Source organism: Microbacterium sp. SWDP-B6, assembly GCF_059803615.1.
This window is the reverse complement of the sequence record NZ_JAPFGV010000001.1, coordinates 240,570-260,867: the sequence shown is the minus strand read 5'-3', so window position 1 is coordinate 260,867 and position 20,298 is coordinate 240,570. Positions and strand designations below refer to the sequence as shown.

Here is a 20,298-nt window from a genome sequence, read left to right as displayed (position 1 = left end):
GTGGCTGTTCTTCCTATTCGCATCATGGGCGATCCCGTCCTGCACTCCCCCGCATCCGTCGTCGAGGACATCACCGACGACATCCGAACGCTCGTCGCCGACATGTTCGAGACGATGGACACCGCTCCCGGCGTCGGTCTGGCCGCGCCCCAGGTCGGCGTGCCCCTGCGCATCTACACCTACGCATACGTCGACGACGACGACCAGCCGTGGCGCGGAGTCATCATCAACCCCGAACTCTGGATGGTGCCGCTGGAGCCCGGCGAGCCTGACGACGACCTCGAATCGGAAGGGTGTCTCTCGTTCCCCGGCGAGCGATTCCCGCTGCGTCGCTCCGAACGGGTGCGCGTCATAGGAACCGATCTCGACGGCTCGCCTGTCGAGATCTCCGTCGATGGCTGGCGTGCGCGCATCATGCAGCACGAGTTCGACCACCTGGACGGGATCCTTTACATCGACCGCCTCTCGGACGGCGACTGGAAGACCGTGCAGAAGATCGCCAAGAAGCGCGGGTGGGGCAAGCCCGGCGCCAGCTGGGTCCCCGGCATCGACGATTTGGAAGGCTGACCTAACCTTTCAGCCCAGTCAAAGCGTTCTCGGAGTTGCATCACAGACTCGGAGCCGGATAGCGTGCTTGAGGCGGGATATCGATATGCCCGCTCACGAAGGCTCTGGAGGGGACGAAATGATGAAGATGCGCACGCGACGCGCACTGGCGCTGGCAGGTTCTGCCGTAGCGCTGTCGGTCGCACTGACCGGCTGTAGCGCGCTCAACGGAATTCTGGGCGGAGGCTCCGGCGACGCAGACCGCGACGAGGAATCCGGCCAGGTCACCGAGAGCGCGAACATCGACATCTTCTCGCTGAAGCTCGGTGACTGCAAGATGGCCAGCGACACGGGCCTGATCGAGGACGCCGACGTCGTGCCGTGCGACCAGCCGCACGACGAAGAGGTCTACCACGAGATCACGATGGACGACGGCGAGTTCTCGGAGGAGAACATCGACGCCGCTTCGCAGGAATGCATCGGCGACGCCTACACGAGCTTCGTCGGCATCGCGTTCAACGACTCCGTGCTCGAGGTCTACCCGATCACGCCGACCCAGCAGACCTGGGACGAGCTGAACGACCGCGTCGTCCAGTGTGTCATCTCCGACCCCGCTGGCCAGACCACCGGCTCGCTCAAGGGCGCTGCACGTTGATCTGACTCGGATTCGCACAACGAGGCCCCGTCACTCGACGGGGCCTCGTTCGCGTTCATCGAGGCGGCGTTCCACCCCGCTCGATGAAGGCGACCGAGGACGTGCGACACAAAGGGAAAAGCCCCTCCGAAGAGGGGCTTTTCATTGGCTCCCCGGCTTGGACTCGAACCAAGAACCTGCCGGTTAACAGCCGGCTGCTCTGCCAATTGAGCTACCGAGGAATGTGCTCCGCTGCGCGGGCAACTCGTCAATCCTAGCAAACTCCGGACCTTGCTCGTGACACCGGCCGCAGGTCGGGCGTGTCGCCGGCGACCCCGTCAGTGCCCGGAATCCGCCTCGGCATTGGGAGCCCACAGCAGGTCCTTGCCGACGCCGCGTGCAACCACATGACCACCGCGCAGCATCAGGGTCTCGGCGTTGAGCTCGCGGATGAAATCAGCGTCGTTCGTGACCAGCAGCGCACCCATCCCCTGCTCTTTGCGCCGGCGGGTGATCGCGTCGAAGACCACGGGTCGCACCTCGAGGTCGAGGTTGGCGAGGATCTCGTCGGCGATGAGCACCCGGGGCTCGAGAACGAACGACCGGGCGATCGCGACGCGCTGGCGCATTCCGGCGCTGAGCTCATACGGGAACTTCGAGGCTGTTCCGAGAGGCAGGTGCAGCTCGTCGAGAAGCGTCGCGACTCGGATGGACAGGGCTTTGGTGTTGACCCGCTTCTCACGGATCAGGATCGGCTCGGCGATGACCTCGTTGACCGTGAGCTGCGGAGGGAGGTCGGCACCGGCTCCCTGCGGCACGAATCCCGTGCGATAGGTGAGCAGGCGATGCTTGCGCCCCGGGCGGCGGATGTCGACTCCACAGACCTGCGCACTGCCGCCCACGACGCGCACGGACGGGTCGGTCGAACCCGCCAGGGCGGCGACCAGGGTGGACTTGCCCGAACCGGTCGGACCCGCGACGCAGATGAGCTCGCCCGGCGCGAGTGAGAAGCTGACCCCGTCGATGGCGCGGGTCGGGCCGCTGTGCCCGATGCGGTCGATCACCAGATCTGAGCTGTCGATCGCATTGGTCGATTCGGGCCGAGAGAACATTCCTCCATCCTGCCCTGCCGCGCCTGACTGCCGCCGTTACGACTCGGCGAACCGCTGACGCTCGACGTCGATGTCACGAAGGCGCATGCGCAGAGCACGCCCGCCGTCGGAGTCCGCCGGAACCCTCTGCACCGCTCCGAGGAGCTCCTGCTTCTCGTGTTCCAGAATGCGCATGATGAGTCGCTTGGCCAGGTCGGTCGTCGAGGCGACGGCGCCCTCTTCGTTGCGCGCCGGGAAGGGGGTCATCAGCAGTTCGCCCGCGAGCGATCGGTAGGGCTCCCGCACCGAGTTCACGGTGTCCGTCACCCATCCGGCTCGAGTCCGATCAGGCGCGGACGCGACGGCCTCGCGGACGGCGTCCAGCCCCGGTGTGCGGAACGGCGCGCTGAGGGCCCGCGTGAGCAGCGCCTGATCGATCTGATGTCCGTACTGAAGCGCGCCCATCAGAGCGTCGCGCTCCACGGCGGCATCGGCAGTGCGCGGCAGGCTCGCGAGGGTGACCGGAGTCACCCCTGGAACACCGGATGCGGAGTCACTCGCACTCTCGCGCCTGGTCGGCTCGTGTCTCGACGACTGCGATCCCCCTCGGGCGGCACGCTCGACCTCGTTGCGCACCTCGGTGGGGTCCATACCCAGGCGCCGAGCCAGCACGCGCTCATAACCGGGGCGCAGCAGCCGATCGCGGATCTCGGCGACGATCGGCGCTGCCGCGCGAAGAGCGCCGACACGACCCTCGACCGTCGAGAGGTCGAAGCCGCTGAGCTTCCTGTCGATCGCGAACTCGAACATCGGCTGCTTCGTCTCCATCAGCGAGCGCACGGCGGCATCGCCGCGCTGCAGCCTGAGGTCGCACGGGTCGAGCCCGTCGGGCGCCACCGCGACGAACGTCTGGGCGTTGAAGCGGTCGTCCTCGGTGAAGGCCCGAAGAGCCGCCTTCTGGCCTGCCTCATCGCCGTCGAACGTGAAGACGACCTCTCCCGAGGCGTTGTCGTCGCCCATGACGCGACGCAGCACCTTGATGTGATCGGTTCCGAACGCGGTGCCGCAGGTCGCGATCGCGGTCGTGAGGCCCGCGAGGTGGCAGGCCATGACGTCGGTGTATCCCTCGACCACCACCACCCGACGAGGGTCACCCCGCGAGATGTCGCGCTTGGCGAGGTCGAGCCCGTACAGCACCTGCGCCTTCTTGTAGATCGGGGTCTCGGGGGTGTTCAGGTACTTCGGGCCCTGATCGTCGTCGAACAGCTTGCGCGCGCCGAACCCGATGGTCTGACCGGACACGTCGCGGATCGGCCAGACGAGGCGACCGCGGAAACGGTCGTAGACGCCGCGCTGCCCCGTCGACACCAGACCGGCGGCACTCAGCTCGTCGCGGGTGAACCCCTGCGCGGTGAGAGCCTTCAGCATCTTGTCCCACCCGCGCGGTGCGAAGCCGACACCGAAATGCGCGGCGGCACCCGCGTCGAATCCTCGCTCGCCGAGAAAACGTCGTCCTGCCTCGGCGTCGGCGGTGAGCAGCTGCGCCCGGAAGTACTCCGCAGCAGCGGTGTTGGCGGCGTACAGACGGCTGCGCCCACTCGTCTCCGGAGCCGACCCGCCGTCTTCGTAGTGCAGTGAGTATCCGATGCGGCCTGCGAGACGCTCGACGGCCTCGGTGAAGCTGACGTGGTCCATCTCGCGGAGGAACGAGTAGACGTCGCCGGACTCTCCGCATCCGAAGCAGTGGTAGTAGCCGACCTGCGGCCGCACGTGGAAGCTCGGACTCTTCTCGTCGTGGAAAGGGCACAGGCCCTTGAGCGAGCCGACGCCTGCGGACTTGAGCGCGACGCGCTCCCCGACGATGTCAGCGATGTTGATGCGCGCCTTGACCTCGTCGACGTCGGCCTGGCGGATGCGGGGCATCAGCCGGCCCCTTCGACGACCGCCTGCCGCGGCGTGTGCTCCCGCGCACCCGGTCGCGCGTGTCGTGGCGTCCAGATGCCGACCTCTGCGGGGTCGATCTCGCCGACCAGCCTGTTGTGCCAGTCAATGGCGCTCTGATCCGTCAGACTCGCGATCTGATCGACGATCACGCGTGCGCGTTCGGCATCCGTCGTCGCGGCGACGAAGTCGGCGGAGAAGGCGGGCTCGAGCACATCCGCGCCTGCCGACCAGAGCGTGTCTGTGGACCACAGCGCGTCGGCGAGTCTCTTGAGCACACGGCGCTGTTCCTTGTAGACGCCCTTGCGGGCCTCGATCGTGACGATCGCCTGCCCCATGATGCCCTTGAGAACGGCGATCTCGGCCTCGATGACGCGCGGCACGACGACGTGCGCGTTGTAGCGCACGAGTGCAGGGCCGGCATACGCCTCGCGCGTGGCCGAGACGGCTGCCCTCGCGAAGCGACCGATGAAGTCGCTCGTGAGGTTCTTGAGTCGAGCGAGATCTCGCCGCGACCGGTCGAAGGACTGCAGCCACATGGGCTGCGATGCCAGCCGGTAGAGCGCGTCGGCGAGCTCGTCGCGCGTGAAGTCGTAGCCCACCCACTGCTGGATGCGATCGATCAGCGCATCGTGCGCCTGCGGATCGGCGAGCTGGGAGACGTCGACGTAGCCATTGAGGATCGCATCCTCGAAGTCGTGCACGGAGTAGCCGATGTCGTCCGACAGATCCATGATCTCGGCCTCGATGCAGCGTCGACGCCCGGGAACGCCGTCGCGCATCCAGCGGAACACGGCTTCGTCCTCGGGATACACACCGAACTTGAGGCGCCCGCCCGGGTCAGGAACCGGACTGTCGACGGTCCACGGGTACTTGCAGGTCGCGTCGAGGCTCGCCCTGGTGAGGTTGAGGCCGACCGACTGCCCGTTGTCGTCGATCGCCTTGGCCTCGAGCCGGGTCAGAATGCGCAGGGACTGCGCGTTGCCTTCGAAACCGCCGATCGGCTCCGCCCATTCGTTGAGCGCACGCTCGCCGTTGTGACCGAACGGAGGGTGTCCGAGGTCGTGGCTGAGACAGGCGGTGTCGACGACATCGGCCGAGACTCCCAGCGCGGTCGCGAGTTCCCGTCCGACCTGAGCGACCTCGAGCGAGTGCGTCAGACGGTTGCGGGCGAAATCCGCTGTGCTCGCGGGGCTGAGCACCTGTGTCTTGGCCGCCAGGCGTCGAAGCGCCGCGGAGTGCAGCACGCGCGCGCGATCGCGGGCGAAGTCGTCGCGTTCGGATCGATGGGTCTCGGCGAAGAATCGCTCGGCATCGCGCGGGTCGTATCCGTCCGAGCGACCGCGCGCCGGGTGTGCCTGAGGATCAGCCGCCACTGTTCTCGATCTCCGCCCCTCGCATCATCTCGGATGCCGATGCCGCGAGCTCGCGCGACTCCAGCCACTTGTCCGGCAGCGCCGGTCGCTTCGGGCGTCCGGACCGACCGCGCTGGCCCTCGGCATCCGCACCGGGATACGGCGCCGTGTGATCGAGCTGACCGAGCAGCTCGTCGATCTCAGCCAGGCTGGATGCCGTCGCGAGCCCGGTGCGGATGTCGCCGCCCACCGGGTAGCCCTTGAAGTACCAGGCGACGTGCTTGCGGACGTCGCGGCATCCTCGATCCTCGTCCTCGAAGAACTCGACGAGGAGTTCTGCATGACGACGGAACGCATCGGCCACGAAGCCGAGGGTCGCATCGACGGGGTGCGACTCCGCACCGAAGGCCGCGGCGAGTTCGCCGAAGAGCCACGGCCGGCCGAGGCATCCGCGACCGACGACGACTCCGTCGCAATCGGTCTGCTGCATCATGCGCACGGCGTCGTCGGCCGACCAGATGTCGCCGTTGCCGAGCACCGGAACGCTCGTGACGGCCTGCTTGAGCTCGCCGATCGCGTTCCAGTCGGCGAAGCCGGAGTAGAACTCGCTCGCCGTGCGTGCGTGCAGCGCGATCGCCGAGACACCCGCATCTTCGGCGGCGCGACCCGCATCGAGGAAGGTGAGGTGGTCGGGGTCGATGCCCTTGCGCATCTTGATGGTCAGCGGCACGTCGCCCGCTGCCTTGACCGCCTGCGTCACGATCTGCGAGAACAGGGAGCTCTTCCACGGCAGGGCTGCTCCCCCGCCCTTGCGCGTGACCTTGGGCACCGGGCATCCGAAGTTCAGGTCGATGTGGTCGGCGTGATCTTCGGCGACGATGATCCGGACGGCCTCGGAGATGGTGTGCGGATCGACGCCGTAGAGCTGGATAGACCGTGGGGTCTCGGACTCGTGATGGCGGATCAGCCGCATCGTCGTCTCGTTGCGCTCGACGAGCGCCCGCGACGTGATCATCTCGCTCACATAGAGCCCCGCACCGTACTCGCGGCAGAGGCGACGGAACGCGGTGTTGGTGATGCCCGCCATGGGTGCGAGCACGACCGGCACGTCGAGAGCGATCGGGCCGATGTTGAGGGTGCGAGCGGATGCGGTGGCGACAGTCATATCCCCTCCATTCTCCCAGACCCGGAGCCGGTATCGGCGCACCGATCTAAGCTGTGAATATGACCGATCCCGCAGTGCGTTCCATCCCCTTCATCGACGCCGACGGCAACGAGAAGACGATCGACGATCTCGGCGCCGACGTGGTGCTCGTCGTGAATGTCGCCTCGAAGTGCGGCCTCACTCCGCAGTACGAGCAGCTCGAAGAACTGCAGCGTCTGTACGGCGACCGCGGGTTCAGCGTCGTCGGGTTCCCGTGCAATCAGTTCTTCGGTCAGGAGCCCGGTTCGGTCGATCAGATCCTCGAGTTCTGCTCCACCACCTACGGGGTGACGTTCCCCATCAACGACAAGGTGAAGGTCAACGGCAAGAACGCCACCGACCTCTACAAGACGTTGAAGGAGACTCCGGATGCCGGAGGCAAGGCCGGCCGCGTCGAGTGGAACTTCGAGAAGTTCCTCGTTCTGCCCGACGGCGAGGTCGTCCGGTTCCGCCCGAAGCAGAAGCCGAACGACCCCGAGATCGTCGGCGCGATCGAAGCCGCGCTGACCCGCTAGACGGCTGCGGCCTCGGGCTCGGCCTCGGCGTCGCCGCGCTTGGCCCAGAGGTCGCGCAGTACGTTCTCGAATGCGGCGGGCGGCTGCGCGCCGCTGATGCCGTACTGCCCGTCGATCACGAAGAACGGCACACCCTGGATGCCGTAGGCCTGAGCCTGCGCCTGGTCCTGTCGGACATCCGCAAGGTGACGGGCGGAGACGAGGGCCTCGCGGGTGTCATCGGGGTGGAGCCCCACCTCGACGGCGAGCTCGACCAGGTCGTCGATGCGGCCGACGTGCTTGCCCTCGGTGAAGTACGCGGACATGAGCCGCTCTTCCATCTCGTGCTGCAGTCCCTGCGCCTTCGCGAAGTGCAGCAGCTCGTGCGCCTTGACCGTGTTGGTGTGCTGCAGCAGGTCGAAGCGGTACGCGAGACCGGCGTTCTCGGCGACGCCGGTGACGTGCGAGAGCATCTGCTCGACCTGCTCGCGCGGCATCCCCTTGTGACCTGCGAGGAAGTCGATCTCATCGCCGTCGAAGTCGACGGGAGTGTCGGGCGAGAGCTCGAACGAGTGGAAGGTGATGTTCACCTGTGGGGCGTCTTCGTCGCCGGCGACGGCTTCGAGCCCCTTCTCGAGGTTGCGCTTGCCGATGTAGCACCAGGGGCAGGCGATGTCGGACCAGATGTCAATCGAGATGGCTTCACTCACACTGACATCCAACCGTATGCACCTATGGGCTATTCCGTCGTTAGGATTCTCAGATGCTCTCCGCCGTCGATCCGCTGCCGTTCCGGCCTGCGCGCGTTCTGATCGCGGGCGTCACCGGGTCGGGCAAGACGACGCTCGCGCGGCGCGTTGCCGAGCTGTGGCAGCTTCGACACATCGAGATCGACGGACTGTTCCACGGCGAGAACTGGACCCCGCGTCCCTCCTTCCTCGACGATGTCCGGGAGTTCGCCGCCACGGACCGCTGGGTCACCGAGTGGCAGTACACGAGCAAGGGCACCGACGAGATCATGACGCCTCGCGCGCAGCTGGCTGTCTGGCTCGACTATCCCTGGCCGGTCGTCCGCGGCCGGCTTGTCCGACGCACTCTCAGCCGCAGCATCCTGCGAACGGAGATGTACAACGGGAACGTCGAGAAACCCATCTGGCATCTGCTGGCCACGCGGGATGCGGAGCGCAACATCCTCTCCTGGCAGTCGAAGACGCGGATGTTCTGGACGACTCAGATGCCTGAGAAGCAGGAACGATTCCCGCACCTCACGATCGTGCGGCTGCGGCATCCCCGCGAGACGGAGAGATGGCTGCGCGCTCAGGCAGAGGCGTCAGGCGCGTCGATCGCTCCACCGAAGCGACGGTCACGCGACAGATAGACCCCGATCGCGCGCCACAGCTCTTCGCGCGAGAAATCTGGCCAGAGAGTGTCGAGGAACACCATCTCGGCATACGCCGCCTGCCACAGCAGGAAGTTCGAGGTGCGCTGCTCACCCGAGCTGCGCAGGAACAGGTCGACGTCCGGCATGTCAGGCACGTAGAGGTTGCGACGGATCATCTTCTCGGAGATCGCGTTCGGCTTCACCCGACCGGCCGCGACCTCGGCGGCGATCGAGCGCATCGCGTCGACGAGCTCGATGCGGCCGCCGTAGTTCACGCACATGGTGAGTGTGAGGACGTCGTTGTTCTTGGTCAGCTGCTCGGCGTACTGCAGCTCCTTGATGACGCTGCCCCACAACCGTGGCTTGCGCCCGGCCCATCGGACTCTCACGCCCCACTCGTTGAGCTGATCGCGTCTGCGATGCAGGACATCTCGGTTGTATCCCATGAGGAAGCGCACCTCGTCAGGAGAGCGCGCCCAGTTCTCGGTGGAGAACGCGTAGACGGAGAGGTGCTTCACGCCGGCCTGGATCGCGCCGGCGACGACGTCGAGAAGCACCTCCTCCCCTGCCTTGTGCCCTTCGACGCGGCTGAGTCCCCGACGGTTGGCCCAGCGACCGTTGCCGTCCATGACGATCGCGACGTGCTCAGGAACCGATCGGAAGCTCGGCGGATAGACGCCCGTCCAGTCGAGCGGGCGATACGCGACGGCATCCTTGTGCGTGTAGGGCTTGGGACTCACCGTGCTCCTTCTCGGGGGATGTCGGCCACCAGGTGCTCGAGTGAGCGGATGCCGCGCTCCAGATGCCATTGGGCGTAGGCGGCGACGAGGCCGGATGCTGCGGCGTTGTCGGCGTGCGGAGCAGCGTCGATCGCTTCCCATTCACCCGCCATGAGCGACCGCAGCAGCGACAGGGTCTTCTCCGCGACCTTCGGGCTGCCCGCCGGCGCGCAGTTCGGGCAGACGGCCCCGCCGAGCTGCCCGACGAAATGCGCGTGAGGCCCCGGGGTGGCGCATCGCGCGCAGTCGCCGAGCGACGGAGCCCACCCCGACAGCGCCATGACGCGAAGCAGATAGGAGTCGAGGATGCTGCGGGGCGAATGCTCGCCCCGAGACAGCGCACGCAGGCCACCGACCAGCAGGAGGTACTGATCGGGCGTCGCCTCAGAGTCGCTGAGCCGGTCGGCAGTCTCGACCATCGCGTTCGCAGAGGTGAATCGGTCGTAGTGGGCCGCGATGTCGGATCCGTACGAGCCGAGCGACTCGGCCTGCTGGACGATGTCGAGAGTGCGCCCCTGGTAGAGCTGCACATCGGCGACCATGAAAGGCTCGAGACGCGACCCGAACTTCGACGACGTGCGTCGCACTCCCTTCGCGACTGCGCGGATCTTGCCGTGTCGCCGAGAGAGCATGGTGACGATGCGATCGGCCTCACCCAGCTTGTGGGTGCGCAGGATCACCGCTTCGTCTCGGTAGGTGGGCACCGTTCGATTATCCTCCGTGCAGGAGAATAGAGGCGTGACCGAACCGCTCTTCATCATTCCGCTCTGGGCGGACCTGCTCGGCGTAGGCCTCGGCGGAGTCCAGGGCGCGATGTTCGCCTCGGGATTCCAGGGCCAGCGACGCCTCGACTGGCTCGGAGTCGCGATCATCGGGATCATGATCGGCATGGGGGGCGGCCTCATCCGCGACATCCTTCTCGGCCAGACCCCCGCGACGCTGCAGAGCAACTGGTATCTGCTGACGGCCACGGGCGCGTCGCTGTTGGGGATGCTGCTCGCGGGACTCTTCAATCGACTGAACACCGTGATCGTGGTGCTCGACGCCGTCGTGATCGGCATGTTCGGTGCGTTCGGCACGAGCAAGGCGATCGCGTTCGGCATCCCTCCCGTGCCCGCCGTCTTCATCGGCGTCTGCGCGGCCGTCGGAGGCGGTGTGCTGCGAGACATGCTCATGGGACTCCCGACGTCGATCATGCACGTCGGCTCGCTCTACGCCGTCGCCGCCGGTGCCGGATGCGTCTTCATCGCGACCGCGAACAGCCTGGGGATGTCGATCACCCTCGCCGCCGTGCTGGGCATCATCGTCACCGCTGTCATCCGCGTGCTCGCCGTGAGCTTCGACGTGTCCCTGCCCGAGCAGAGGCGGCTCTACCGTCGCAAGGTCGCCGCTGAGACCGGAGTCATCCAGGTCGTCAAGCCGAGCGCGGACTGACGCCCGTCTGCTGCGCCGCCGTCGAGTGGGCGCCTCCGGTCGGAATCGAACGCGTATTCCGACCGCCGGTGTCAGGTCGAGGTGATCCCCTCACACAGAGATGGCACCTGCTGCCGGTATCACGCACGCATACCGGCAGCAGGTGCCTACTCGAGCCGAGGATCAGACGGCTGCGAGCTCCTGCTGACGCGTGCGGATCGAGCGGTTCACGCCGGAGACGATCGCCTTGAGCGACGCCGTCGAGATGTCACCGTCGATGCCGACACCCCACAGGCGCTGGTCGCCGACCTGCAGTTCGACGTAGGCAGCGGCCTGCGCATCGCCACCGGCGCTGAGAGCGTGCTCGACGTAGTCGTAGACCGTGATGTCGAAGCCCTGTCCGCGGAGCACCTCGACGAACGCGGCGACCGGACCGTTGCCGTTGCCGGCGACGGCCACCTGCTGGTCGTCGTCCCGGAGCACGACGTCGAGCACCACATCTCCTGACATGTCGCTGCGGGTCTGCGTGGCCAGCAGCTCGAAGCGACCCCACTTGGCTGCCTCATCGGCCGCCGGCAGGTACTCGTCGTTGAAGATCGACCAGATCTGCTCGCTCGTGACCTCGCCGCCCTCGGCATCGGTCTTGGTCTGGACGACACCCGAGAACTCGATCTGCAGCTTGCGGGGCAGGTCGATCGCGTGGTCGGCCTTGAGCAGGTAGGCGACGCCGCCTTTGCCGGACTGCGAGTTGACGCGGATCACGGCCTCGTACGAACGGCCGAGATCCTTCGGGTCGACGGGCAGGTACGGCACGGCCCACTCGATGTCGTCGACCGTGACGCCCTCGGCCTCGGCCCGGGCGGCCATCGCCTCGAAGCCCTTCTTGATCGCATCCTGGTGCGATCCGCTGAACGCCGTGAAGACCAGGTCGCCGGCCCACGGGCTGCGCTCAGGCACCGGCAGCTGGTTGCAGTACTCGACCGTGCGCTTGACCTGGTCGATGTCGCTGAAGTCGATCTGCGGGTCGATGCCCTGCGTGAACAGGTTGATGCCCAGCGCCACGATGTCGACGTTGCCGGTGCGCTCGCCGTTGCCGAACAGGCAGCCCTCGATGCGGTCGGCGCCGGCCATGTATCCGAGCTCAGCGGCGGCGATCGCGGTTCCGCGGTCGTTGTGGGGGTGCAGCGAGAGGATGACGTTCTCGCGGTGTGCGAGGTTGCGGCTCATCCACTCGATCGAGTCTGCGTAGACATTCGGCGAGGCCATCTCGACAGTGGCGGGGAGGTTGATGATCACCTTGCGGTCGGGAGTCGGCTCGAAGACCTCGATCACCTGGTTGCAGACATCGACCGCGAACTCGAGCTCGGTGCCGGTGTAGCTCTCGGGCGAGTACTCGTAGTAGACCTTGGTGTCAGGGATCGTCTTCTCGTACTGACGGCACAGACGTGCACCCTCGAGCGCGATATCGATGATGCCCTGCTTGTCGGTGCGGAACACGACCTCACGCTGCAGCACGCTGGTCGAGTTGTAGAGGTGCACGATGGCCTGCTTCGCGCCGGCGATCGACTCGTAGGTGCGCGCGATCAGGTGCTCGCGAGCCTGCGTCAGCACCTGGATCGTCACGTCGTCGGGGATCAGGTTCTCTTCGATGAGCTGACGGACGAAGTCGAAATCAGTCTGGCTGGCCGAGGGGAACCCGACCTCGATCTCCTTGTAGCCCATGCTGACGAGCAGTTCGAACATGACGCGCTTGCGCTCGGGCGACATCGGGTCGATGAGCGCCTGGTTTCCGTCGCGGAGATCGACCGCGCACCAGCGAGGAGCTTCGGTGATCCAGGCGTCAGGCCAGGTGCGGTCGGGCAGGTTGACCGTGATCTGCTCGTGGTACGGCCGGTACTTGTGGATCGGCATCGCGGACGGGCGCTGAGTGTTCTGCATGATGGGGCTTCTTCTCTTCGTCAGAAATGTGAACGGGCCAACACAAGCGCCGCGACGAGGAAGGCCCTAGCTTTAGGACTCGTCGCGGCAGCTAAGAAGAAGCAGACCGCCGAAAGGCATGCGGCCATGGTAGCAGGGATCCGGAAGTCGTCCGACTCGCTGCTGAGACGATCCACCGACACGAGACACTGTCAGACATGAGCACATCGCGCAGTCGCATGCTTCTCGCCGTCGTCGCACTCGTGGGGGCACTCGGCCTCGCCGCGTGCACCGCCGGCATCGGCTCCTCCCCCGTGCCCACGAGCTCGGGATCGCCCACGTGGGATGCCGCGAACGCGGCACCGCCGGAGGGCCGCGTCATCGGCACGGGCACTGTTCTCGACGTCGCCGGCGAGGCGCAGCTGTGTCTCGGAGTCGTCGCCGAGTCCTACCCGCCTCAGTGCACGGGGATCCCGCTCGATGGCTGGACGTGGGAGGGTGTCGACGGCAGCGAGACCAGCGGAGACACGACGTGGGGCACCTACGCCGTCTACGGCACCTTCGACGGCGAGCGGTACACCGTCACCGACCCGCCCATCATGCTCGCGCTCTACGATCCCGTCCGCCCGGAAGACCCGGCGAACGGTGTCGACGGCACGAGCTCCGAGGCCGACCTGATGCGAGTACAGGATGACCTGTCGACGTCACTGGGACGCGATGCCCTGACCCTCTGGACCGAGCGCGGCTATGTCTGGGTCAGCGTCGTCTGGGACGACGGCACGCTGCAGGATGCCGTCGATGAGGCATACGGCGACGGAGTCGTCCTCGTGACGTCGGCTCTGCGCCAGATCGACTAGGACGACGGGATCAGCGCGAGCTTGCCGCCGGGGTGACCGCCGGAGAGCAGCCGCAGTGCAGCAGGCGCCTCGTCGAGCGGGAAGGTGCGCGCCATGGGGACGACGAGGTCGCCGTTCTGCGCGAGCGCGACCAGCTCGGCACGGATGTCGTCGCGGAACCGGGCGCTCTCAGGCATGGATCCTGCGATCACCTGGATGCCGTCGGCGCCGGCCCTCTGGGGCGCGGCGATCGTCACGATTCGACGGCGTTCGTCGACCAGTTCGAGGGACACGTCGATGGCTTCATCGGTACCGACGGCGTCGAGCGCCGCGACCACCGCGGCGCCGGCCGCTGCCGCTCTCACGCGGTCAGCCAGCCCCGGGCCGTAGGTGACGGGGATGCCGCCGAAGCGCTCGACGACGTCGAATCGCTTCGCACTCGCGGTGCCGATCACGCGGATGCCGCGGAGTGCCGCCTGCTGAAGCACGCTCACCCCGACCGCACCTGATGCGCCGTGGAGCAGAATCGTCTCGCCCGGGGCAGAGCCCGTGACCCAGAGCATCTCGGCCGCCGTGGTTCCGGCCAGCAGCAGGTTCGCCGCCTCCGGGTGAGTGAGCGTGGTCGGCTTCGCGAAGACCTTCTCGGCGGGGACGGTCAGCTCGGTCGCATAGCCCCCGCGCACCCGGAAAGCGACGACCTCGTCGCCCACGGCCGCGTCACCGGATCCGATACGGGTGTCCGGCCCGAGCGCGCTGATGCGTCCGGAGACCTCGTAGCCGATCGGAACCGGGAGCTGCGCCCCGGAGCGGGCGGACGCGACATGCTTGGCGTCCGCCGGATTCACGCCGGCCGCGTGCACCCGGATCGTGACCTCCCCGCGGCCCGGGGGTGAGACCTCGTGCTCGACGAACTCCCATGTGTCAGGGGCGCCCCACGACGACGCGATCCAATGCTCGGCGATTGTCATGTCGCGACCCTACCCTCAGAAGACGCACCGGACATTGGTCGCCGTTCCGGCGATGTTGGCCCACCCTCCTGCGGGTGCGGTGGCGAGCACCGTGGAGTTGTTGCGTGCCTGGGCATAGCCCGCCGACCGCGCATCCGCGATCGACTTCGCCGAGAACGACGACGGGATCGAGAGTATCCCGCAGATGCTCCAGCTCAACTTCGCGCCGCTCAACGACGATCCGGTGTAGACGCACACGGTGCCTGTGGCGCAGCTGCCCACCGAAGCCGCCGAGACAGCGCTGCGCTGTTCCAGCACGACGAGATCCATCCCCAGCCTGGGCCACACGGCATGCTGCGCATCGACGATCACCCCGCCGGGAACCTCCGCCATCACGGCGAGGATCAGCGGGTCGATGCTCTCGCCCGTGTCGGCTGCGGCGTCCGCCAATGCCGGTGCGCCGAGCATCAGTATGCTGAGCAATCCGCCGACGACTGCGGCGAGCACCCCCCGACGTCTCATCTCACGAGATCCTCATCGACGTCCCACATCGTGTACGAGATGATCGCACCACCGGCTATCAGATCGTTCGCGATGAGGTTGGTCCGCTCGACGCCGATGATCCTCCCGGTGTCGAGAGACAGGAGCAAGACGTCGCTCGCAGCCCCGTCCGCCGTGATCACGCGCAGTCCTGCGGCCTGCCGTCCCAGGCGGTCGGCAGTCGTGCCGAGCGCCTCCACTCCGTCCGCATCCGCGAGGATGTCGAGCACCTGCGACTCCTGAGCGTTCGTGAGGGTCCATTGCTCGAGCACCGATGTCGCAGCGGCGACGACTTCGGACCCGGTCGGATCCGACGGCATACCGAACGCCATGAGGGCCGCGGACACGTCCTCGCGGGAATCGCCGAAGACGTCGGGAACGGGGGTCGAGAACTGACCGGGCTCGATGGGCAGGTCTACGACGACCTCGCCCGAGCTGCTGATCTCCGCGCCGACGTTCGCAGACGCGTCGGTCGGGTCATACGGCACACCCCTCACCGAGACCATCCGCCCCGAGAGGTCGGATTCCCAGCGAAGGGTGTTGAGCTGCGGGACCACCTTCGTCGCCCCGGTGCTGCCGTTGATGTCCAGCCCCCACGTCGCCGACCTCACGACGCGCTCCGGATCGGCAGGTCCAGGCGTCGCGATGAGTGTCGCTTGCGCCGTGTCGAGCGTCTCTGCCGTGCCCTCCCCCGCAGCGAAGTCCAGGGGTGCGGGCGAGCCTGCGACCGCCGCCCCCTGGGGAACCAGGACGGCGACGGCCACGACCACGGCCGCGGCCGCCATCGCGATGCCGGAAGCCCATCCGAGAGCACGCCTCCGCTGAGGCCGAGGCTTCGAAGCGGTGCGGATGATCCGATCCCTTGTCCGCTCCGCCGCGGGGTCCGGCTTCGCATCGCGCGGCGTCCGGGCGGGATCGGCCTCCGTCAGGACGCGTTCGAGCAGAGCGTGCTCATCCGTCATGATCCCTCCGCCCCTCCAGTCCGAGCTCCGCACACAACTTCGCCTGCGCACGCGAGAGCGTCTTCCGTACCCGGACACGCGGGCTGCGCAGCAACTCGGCGATCTCCCCCACTGCGAGCCCATCCCAGTACGTCAGCATGATGATACGCCGCTCACGCCCGGTGAGGACACCCAGAGCTGCGAGCACCCTCGCGCGAGTGGCCAGGGCAGGCGGGTCCTTCTCTCCGGACACACCACCGTGCACGGCGTCGATGGCCGTGCGCCGCAGCGTCGACCGACCCGATCGCCCTCCGAGCACCCGATCGGCCGCGCGGATCAACCAGATCCGATCCATCGGCTTCGTCGGAACGAGCCGGGACCATGCCAGGAGGAAGATCTCGGAGACGATCTCCGTCACCTCAGCGGGGTCCTCGACCACTCCTTCGACATGATGCCTGACCGCCGCCCAGTTGGCGTCGAAGAGCCGGGTGAAGGCTTCGTCCCTCTGGGTCTCACGGTTCTCACCGCGGGCGCTCATCTCTCTCGTCCGCCGGAGCACCCGATCCGCGTCGCGTCTCGGAGTCGCATGTCAGAAGCCGAGGCGGCCGAGCTGCTTCGGGTCGCGCTGCCATTCCTTCGCGACCTTGACGTGCAGGCCCAGGAAGACCCTCGTGCCGAGGAGCTCTTCGATGCCGGCACGGGCACGGCGTCCGACGTCGGCCAGACGCTTGCCCTTGTGACCGATGATGATCGCCTTCTGGCTGTCGCGCTCCACCACGATCGACGCATGCACATCGGTCAGGTCGGTTCCTTCGCGGGGGGCGATGTCGTCGATCACGACCGCGATCGAGTGGGGAAGCTCGTCTCGGACCCCGTCGAGCGCCGCCTCGCGGATCATCTCTGCGATGCGATCCTCTTCCGACTCATCGGTCGTGATTCCCTCGCCGTAGAGGGCGGGGCCCACCGGCATGAGGGAGAGGACTTCATCCGCGAGGACCTCGAGCTGGTCGTTCGTGAGCGCCGAGATCGGGATCACCGCATCCCAGTCCTCGCGCAGTGCATCGACCTCTAGGAGACGCTCGGTGATATCGTCGCGGTCCGCGGCATCGGTCTTGGTGACGATGGCGATCTTCTTGGCGCGACGGTATCCGTCGAGCGAGGCAGCGATGCGGCGATCGCCCGGTCCGACCTTCTCGGTCGCCGGCACGCAGAAGCCGATCACATCGACATCGCCGAGCACCTGCTCGACGAGGTCGTTCAGGCGCTCGCCCAGAAGCGTGCGGGGCTTGTGGATGCCGGGGGTGTCGACGATGACGAGCTGCCCCGCGGGGCGGTTCACGATCCCGCGGATCGCGCGGCGGGTCGTCTGCGGCTTCTCACTCGTGATGGCGATCTTCTCGCCGACCAGCGCATTCGTGAGAGTCGACTTTCCGACGTTCGGGCGCCCCACGAAGGTCACGAACCCGCTCCGCGTCTGCTCAGTCATCGTTTCCGTCTCTCTCATCTGCGGCGTTATCCGCGTCGTCTGCCGCGCGTTCGACGAACACGGTCGCGATTCCGCGGCCGCGCCCTCGAGACGCGCCGCCGGTGAGGGTCAGCCCCTCCACCGTCGCCGTCGATCCCGGTTGCGGAACCTGGCCCAGTGCCTTGCCCAGCAGACCGCCGATGGAGTCCACGTCCTCGTCCTCGAGTTCGAGACCGAACAGATCGCCGACGTCCTCCAGCGAGAGTCGGGAGCTCACGCGGTAGCGTCCGTCGCCCAGTTCGACGACTTCAGCTGATACCTGATCGTACTCGTCGGAGATCTCGCCGACGAGTTCCTCGATGAGGTCCTCCAGGGTCACGAGGCCCGATATGCCTCCGTGTTCATCGATCACGAGGCACACGTGCACGGCGTCGCGCTTCATCTGCTGAAGCAGCGTCTCGGCGCGCATGGACTCGGGCACGAAGGTCGCCGGACGCGAGATGGGGCGGATGGACGCCGTGCGCCAGGCGTTCTCATCGCGGAAGGCGAACAGCACCAGGTCCTTCAGGTACAGCACGCCGACGACGTCGTCGGCGTCGTCGTCGACCACCGGCATGCGTGACACACCACGCTGCAGGAACAGCGTCATGGCCTCGCTCGTCGTCGCGGTCGCATCGACCGTCACCATCTCGGTGCGGGGCACCATCACGGCACGGACGAACTGGTCGGTGAAGTCGAACACCGAGTGGATGAGGTCGCGATCGTCGGCCTCGATCAGGTCGTTCGAGGCGGCCTCGTCGACCATGCTGAGCAGCTGCTCCTCGGACGTGAACGAGCTGCGGCCGCGGCCGGGGGTGACCCGGTTGCCGAGCAGCACCAGTCCCTGGGCGAGCGGCCCGAGGATGATGCGAAGCCCGCGGACGATCCGCGCATTCGCGCGGAGCATGCCTTCGGCGTGATGCCGGCCGAAGGAACGCGGGCTCGCCCCCACCAGCACGAAGCTGATGCCCGTCATCAGCACTGCGGCGGCGAGCATCGCCCACCAGATGTTGTCGATCAGGATGCTGAACGCGACCGTCACGAGCACGGCGGCCGCGGTCTCGGCGAGCACGCGGATGAATGCGACCGCGTTGACGTGTGCGTCCGGGTCGGCGGCGATGCGCGCCAGCTGAGGGCCGTTGCGCCCCTCGGTTCCCATCTCCTCGATGTCCGAGCGGGACGTGACACCGAAGGCGGCGTCGATCGCCGCCATGAGACCGCCGAACGCGACGAGCAGAACAGCGCCTGCGAGAAGGAGAGCGGCGGTCATCGTCGACGTTCAGCCGCGGCGAAGCCCTGGATGAGCTCCTTCTGCAGTCCGAACATCTCGCGCTCCTCGTCGGGCTCGGCGTGATCGAAGCCGAGGAGGTGCAGCAGCCCGTGGGTGGTGAGCAGGATCAGCTCATCCATCAGAGTGTGGCCGGCTGCCTGCGCCTGGGCCTCGGCGACCTGAGGGCACAGCACGATGTCTCCGAGCAGCCCTGGTGCCGTGGGGCGATCCTCGGTGCCGGGGCGCAGCTCATCCATCGGAAAGCTGAGAACGTCGGTCGGACCCGGCTCGTCCATCCACTGCACGTGAAGGGCCTCCATGGCGCCCTCGTCGACGAGGACGATCGCGACCTCGGCATCCGGGCTCACGTGCATCTGCGCCAGGTTGAAGTCGGTCAGCCGCTGCAGCACGGTCTCGTCGACATCGATCGCCGACTCGTTGTTGATCTCGATCATGACTGTGCTCGTTTCATCAGGAGAGGCCTCGCTTCGGCATCCGGTCCCGGGGTCCTGGTCGTTGTGCGCCTCGGCGGTCGGCGCGATTGGCGAACTCCGCGGCCTGCTCGCGCTCGAACCGTTGCGCAGTGCGGCGCTCGTCGTACTCGCTGTACGCGTCGACGATGCGTCCGACGAGCGAATGCCGCACGACGTCGTCGCTCGTGAGTCGTGCGAAGTGGATGTCGTCGATGCCGTCGAGCACTCGGGTCACGAGGCGGAGCCCCGAGGATCCCTGCGGGAGGTCGACCTGAGTGATGTCACCGGTGACGACCATCTTCGAGCCGAAGCCGAGACGCGTGAGGAACATCTTCATCTGCTCGGGCGTCGTGTTCTGCGCCTCGTCGAGAACCACGAACGAGTCGTTCAGCGTGCGGCCGCGCATGTACGCGAGCGGCGCGACCTCGATGGTCCCCGTCGCCATCAGGCGAGGGACGATCTCGGGGTCCATCATCTCGTTGAGCGCGTCGTAGAGCGGACGCAGGTACGGGTCGATCTTGTCGGTGAGAGTGCCGGGGAGGAAGCCGAGACGTTCTCCTGCTTCGACAGCGGGGCGCGTCAGGATGATCCGGGTGACCTCCTTGCGCTGCAGCGCCTGGACGGCTTTCGCCATCGCCAGATAGGTCTTTCCCGTTCCGGCCGGACCGATGCCGAACACGATCGTGTTCTCCTCGATCGCGTCCACGTACTCCTTCTGGCCCAGGGTCTTGGGCCGGATGACCTTGCCGCGAGTCGACAGGATGGCCTCGCCGAGCACCTCGCTCGGGCGGGGTCCTCCGTCGTTGCGGAGCATGCGCGCCGAGCTCGTGACGTCACTGGGGGCGAGGTCGTGGCCGGCCTTGGTCATGGTCATCAGCTCGTCGACGAGACTCTTCGCCTTCGCGACGGCGTCCGCCGTGCCCGTGAGAGTGATCTCGTTGCCGCGGACGAGCACCTGCACGTCGCGGTGCTCCTTCTCGAGCATCCGCAGCAGGCGGTCCTGCGGTCCGAGCAGCTGCACCATGGCGACGC

At 67.1% G+C, this 20,298-nt stretch carries 22 protein-coding genes and 1 tRNA gene; 6 read left to right on the top strand and 17 right to left on the bottom strand.

The window, feature by feature from the left end:
• Both def and OPU70_RS01305 read left to right on the top strand, forming a co-directional pair.
• The gene (def, locus tag OPU70_RS01310; RefSeq protein WP_079112949.1) at positions 1–567 is read left to right on the top strand and encodes a peptide deformylase; all 567 of its coding nucleotides are present in this window, start codon (positions 1–3) and stop codon (positions 565–567) included.
• Between the two features lie 118 nt (positions 568–685).
• The gene (locus OPU70_RS01305; RefSeq protein WP_056377390.1) at positions 686–1,201 is read left to right on the top strand and encodes a septum formation family protein; all 516 of its coding nucleotides are present in this window, start codon (positions 686–688) and stop codon (positions 1,199–1,201) included.
• 145 nt (positions 1,202–1,346) lie between these two features.
• Here the strand turns inward: OPU70_RS01305 and OPU70_RS01300 are convergent.
• From OPU70_RS01300 to dusB, 5 genes are all read right to left on the bottom strand, one after another.
• A tRNA-Asn gene (locus OPU70_RS01300) sits at positions 1,347–1,422 on the bottom strand.
• 96 nt (positions 1,423–1,518) lie between these two features.
• Positions 1,519–2,292 carry an ATP-binding cassette domain-containing protein gene (locus OPU70_RS01295; RefSeq protein WP_042537607.1) on the bottom strand — a complete coding sequence of 258 codons (774 nt, stop codon included), beginning with the start codon at positions 2,290–2,292 and terminating at the stop codon, positions 1,519–1,521.
• Positions 2,293–2,328: 36 nt separating this feature from the next.
• Positions 2,329–4,194, bottom strand: coding sequence for a DNA primase (dnaG, locus tag OPU70_RS01290; RefSeq protein ID WP_042537609.1), 1,866 nt, complete (start codon positions 4,192–4,194; stop codon positions 2,329–2,331).
• On the bottom strand, positions 4,194–5,588 hold the full coding sequence (locus OPU70_RS01285) for a deoxyguanosinetriphosphate triphosphohydrolase (RefSeq protein WP_042537611.1): 1,395 nt from the start codon (positions 5,586–5,588) through the stop codon (positions 4,194–4,196). Before OPU70_RS01285 ends, dnaG begins: the two co-directional genes overlap by 1 nt.
• Positions 5,578–6,732: a tRNA dihydrouridine synthase DusB gene (dusB, locus tag OPU70_RS01280; protein ID WP_042537612.1), complete on the bottom strand. Its 1,155-nt coding sequence runs from the start codon at positions 6,730–6,732 to the stop codon at positions 5,578–5,580. The genes OPU70_RS01285 and dusB overlap by 11 nt, the downstream gene beginning before the upstream one ends.
• A gap of 59 nt (positions 6,733–6,791) precedes the next feature.
• On the opposite strand from dusB, the gene OPU70_RS01275 reads away from it, so the two are divergent.
• Positions 6,792–7,286: a glutathione peroxidase gene (locus tag OPU70_RS01275; RefSeq protein ID WP_042537613.1), complete on the top strand. Its 495-nt coding sequence runs from the start codon at positions 6,792–6,794 to the stop codon at positions 7,284–7,286.
• On the opposite strand, the gene OPU70_RS01270 is transcribed toward OPU70_RS01275, so the two are convergent.
• Positions 7,283–7,975 carry a DsbA family oxidoreductase gene (locus tag OPU70_RS01270; protein WP_498557008.1) on the bottom strand — a complete coding sequence of 231 codons (693 nt, stop codon included), beginning with the start codon at positions 7,973–7,975 and terminating at the stop codon, positions 7,283–7,285. The genes OPU70_RS01275 and OPU70_RS01270 overlap by 4 nt on opposite strands.
• A 53-nt stretch (positions 7,976–8,028) precedes the next feature.
• On the opposite strand from OPU70_RS01270, the gene OPU70_RS01265 reads away from it, so the two are divergent.
• Positions 8,029–8,643 carry a P-loop NTPase family protein gene (locus tag OPU70_RS01265; RefSeq protein WP_079112952.1) on the top strand — a complete coding sequence of 205 codons (615 nt, stop codon included), beginning with the start codon at positions 8,029–8,031 and terminating at the stop codon, positions 8,641–8,643.
• Here the strand turns inward: OPU70_RS01265 and OPU70_RS01260 are convergent.
• Positions 8,583–9,386 carry an isoprenyl transferase gene (locus tag OPU70_RS01260; protein ID WP_079112953.1) on the bottom strand — a complete coding sequence of 268 codons (804 nt, stop codon included), beginning with the start codon at positions 9,384–9,386 and terminating at the stop codon, positions 8,583–8,585. The two genes, OPU70_RS01265 and OPU70_RS01260, sit on opposite strands and share 61 nt — an antisense overlap.
• Positions 9,383–10,129 (bottom strand): DNA repair protein RecO, encoded by a 747-nt coding sequence (gene recO / locus OPU70_RS01255; RefSeq protein WP_042537620.1) that lies wholly within the window; start codon positions 10,127–10,129, stop codon positions 9,383–9,385. Before recO ends, OPU70_RS01260 begins: the two co-directional genes overlap by 4 nt.
• 34 nt (positions 10,130–10,163) lie before the next feature.
• Here recO and OPU70_RS01250 point away from each other — a divergent pair, with 34 nt between their 5' ends.
• The gene (locus OPU70_RS01250) at positions 10,164–10,859 is read left to right on the top strand and encodes a trimeric intracellular cation channel family protein (RefSeq protein ID WP_042537622.1); all 696 of its coding nucleotides are present in this window, start codon (positions 10,164–10,166) and stop codon (positions 10,857–10,859) included.
• A 162-nt stretch (positions 10,860–11,021) separates the two neighbouring features.
• On the opposite strand, the gene leuA is transcribed toward OPU70_RS01250, so the two are convergent.
• Positions 11,022–12,776, bottom strand: coding sequence for a 2-isopropylmalate synthase (leuA, locus tag OPU70_RS01245; protein WP_498557007.1), 1,755 nt, complete (start codon positions 12,774–12,776; stop codon positions 11,022–11,024).
• 197 nt (positions 12,777–12,973) lie between these two features.
• Here leuA and OPU70_RS01240 point away from each other — a divergent pair, with 197 nt between their 5' ends.
• On the top strand, positions 12,974–13,612 hold the full coding sequence (locus tag OPU70_RS01240; protein WP_475434312.1) for a hypothetical protein: 639 nt from the start codon (positions 12,974–12,976) through the stop codon (positions 13,610–13,612).
• Here the strand turns inward: OPU70_RS01240 and OPU70_RS01235 are convergent.
• The 8 genes from OPU70_RS01235 to OPU70_RS01200 are packed head-to-tail and all read right to left on the bottom strand — an operon-like array spanning position 13,609 to position 20,290.
• On the bottom strand, positions 13,609–14,559 hold the full coding sequence (locus tag OPU70_RS01235; protein WP_498557006.1) for a quinone oxidoreductase family protein: 951 nt from the start codon (positions 14,557–14,559) through the stop codon (positions 13,609–13,611). The two genes, OPU70_RS01240 and OPU70_RS01235, sit on opposite strands and share 4 nt — an antisense overlap.
• 15 nt (positions 14,560–14,574) lie before the next feature.
• Positions 14,575–15,060, bottom strand: coding sequence for a hypothetical protein (locus OPU70_RS01230; protein WP_042537630.1), 486 nt, complete (start codon positions 15,058–15,060; stop codon positions 14,575–14,577).
• Positions 15,057–16,040: a hypothetical protein gene (locus OPU70_RS01225; protein WP_498557005.1), complete on the bottom strand. Its 984-nt coding sequence runs from the start codon at positions 16,038–16,040 to the stop codon at positions 15,057–15,059. Before OPU70_RS01225 ends, OPU70_RS01230 begins: the two co-directional genes overlap by 4 nt.
• Positions 16,030–16,557: an RNA polymerase sigma factor gene (locus OPU70_RS01220; RefSeq protein WP_042537635.1), complete on the bottom strand. Its 528-nt coding sequence runs from the start codon at positions 16,555–16,557 to the stop codon at positions 16,030–16,032. Before OPU70_RS01220 ends, OPU70_RS01225 begins: the two co-directional genes overlap by 11 nt.
• Before the next feature lie 51 nt (positions 16,558–16,608).
• Complete coding sequence (era, locus tag OPU70_RS01215; protein ID WP_498557004.1) at positions 16,609–17,505, bottom strand: GTPase Era; 897 nt, start codon at positions 17,503–17,505, stop codon at positions 16,609–16,611.
• The gene (locus OPU70_RS01210; RefSeq protein WP_498557003.1) at positions 17,498–18,793 is read right to left on the bottom strand and encodes a hemolysin family protein; all 1,296 of its coding nucleotides are present in this window, start codon (positions 18,791–18,793) and stop codon (positions 17,498–17,500) included. The genes era and OPU70_RS01210 overlap by 8 nt, the downstream gene beginning before the upstream one ends.
• On the bottom strand, positions 18,790–19,248 hold the full coding sequence (gene ybeY, locus OPU70_RS01205) for an rRNA maturation RNase YbeY (RefSeq protein ID WP_056307252.1): 459 nt from the start codon (positions 19,246–19,248) through the stop codon (positions 18,790–18,792). Before ybeY ends, OPU70_RS01210 begins: the two co-directional genes overlap by 4 nt.
• Before the next feature lie 16 nt (positions 19,249–19,264).
• Positions 19,265–20,290 carry a PhoH family protein gene (locus OPU70_RS01200; RefSeq protein ID WP_367821318.1) on the bottom strand — a complete coding sequence of 342 codons (1,026 nt, stop codon included), beginning with the start codon at positions 20,288–20,290 and terminating at the stop codon, positions 19,265–19,267.
• Positions 20,291–20,298 lie beyond the last annotated feature (8 nt).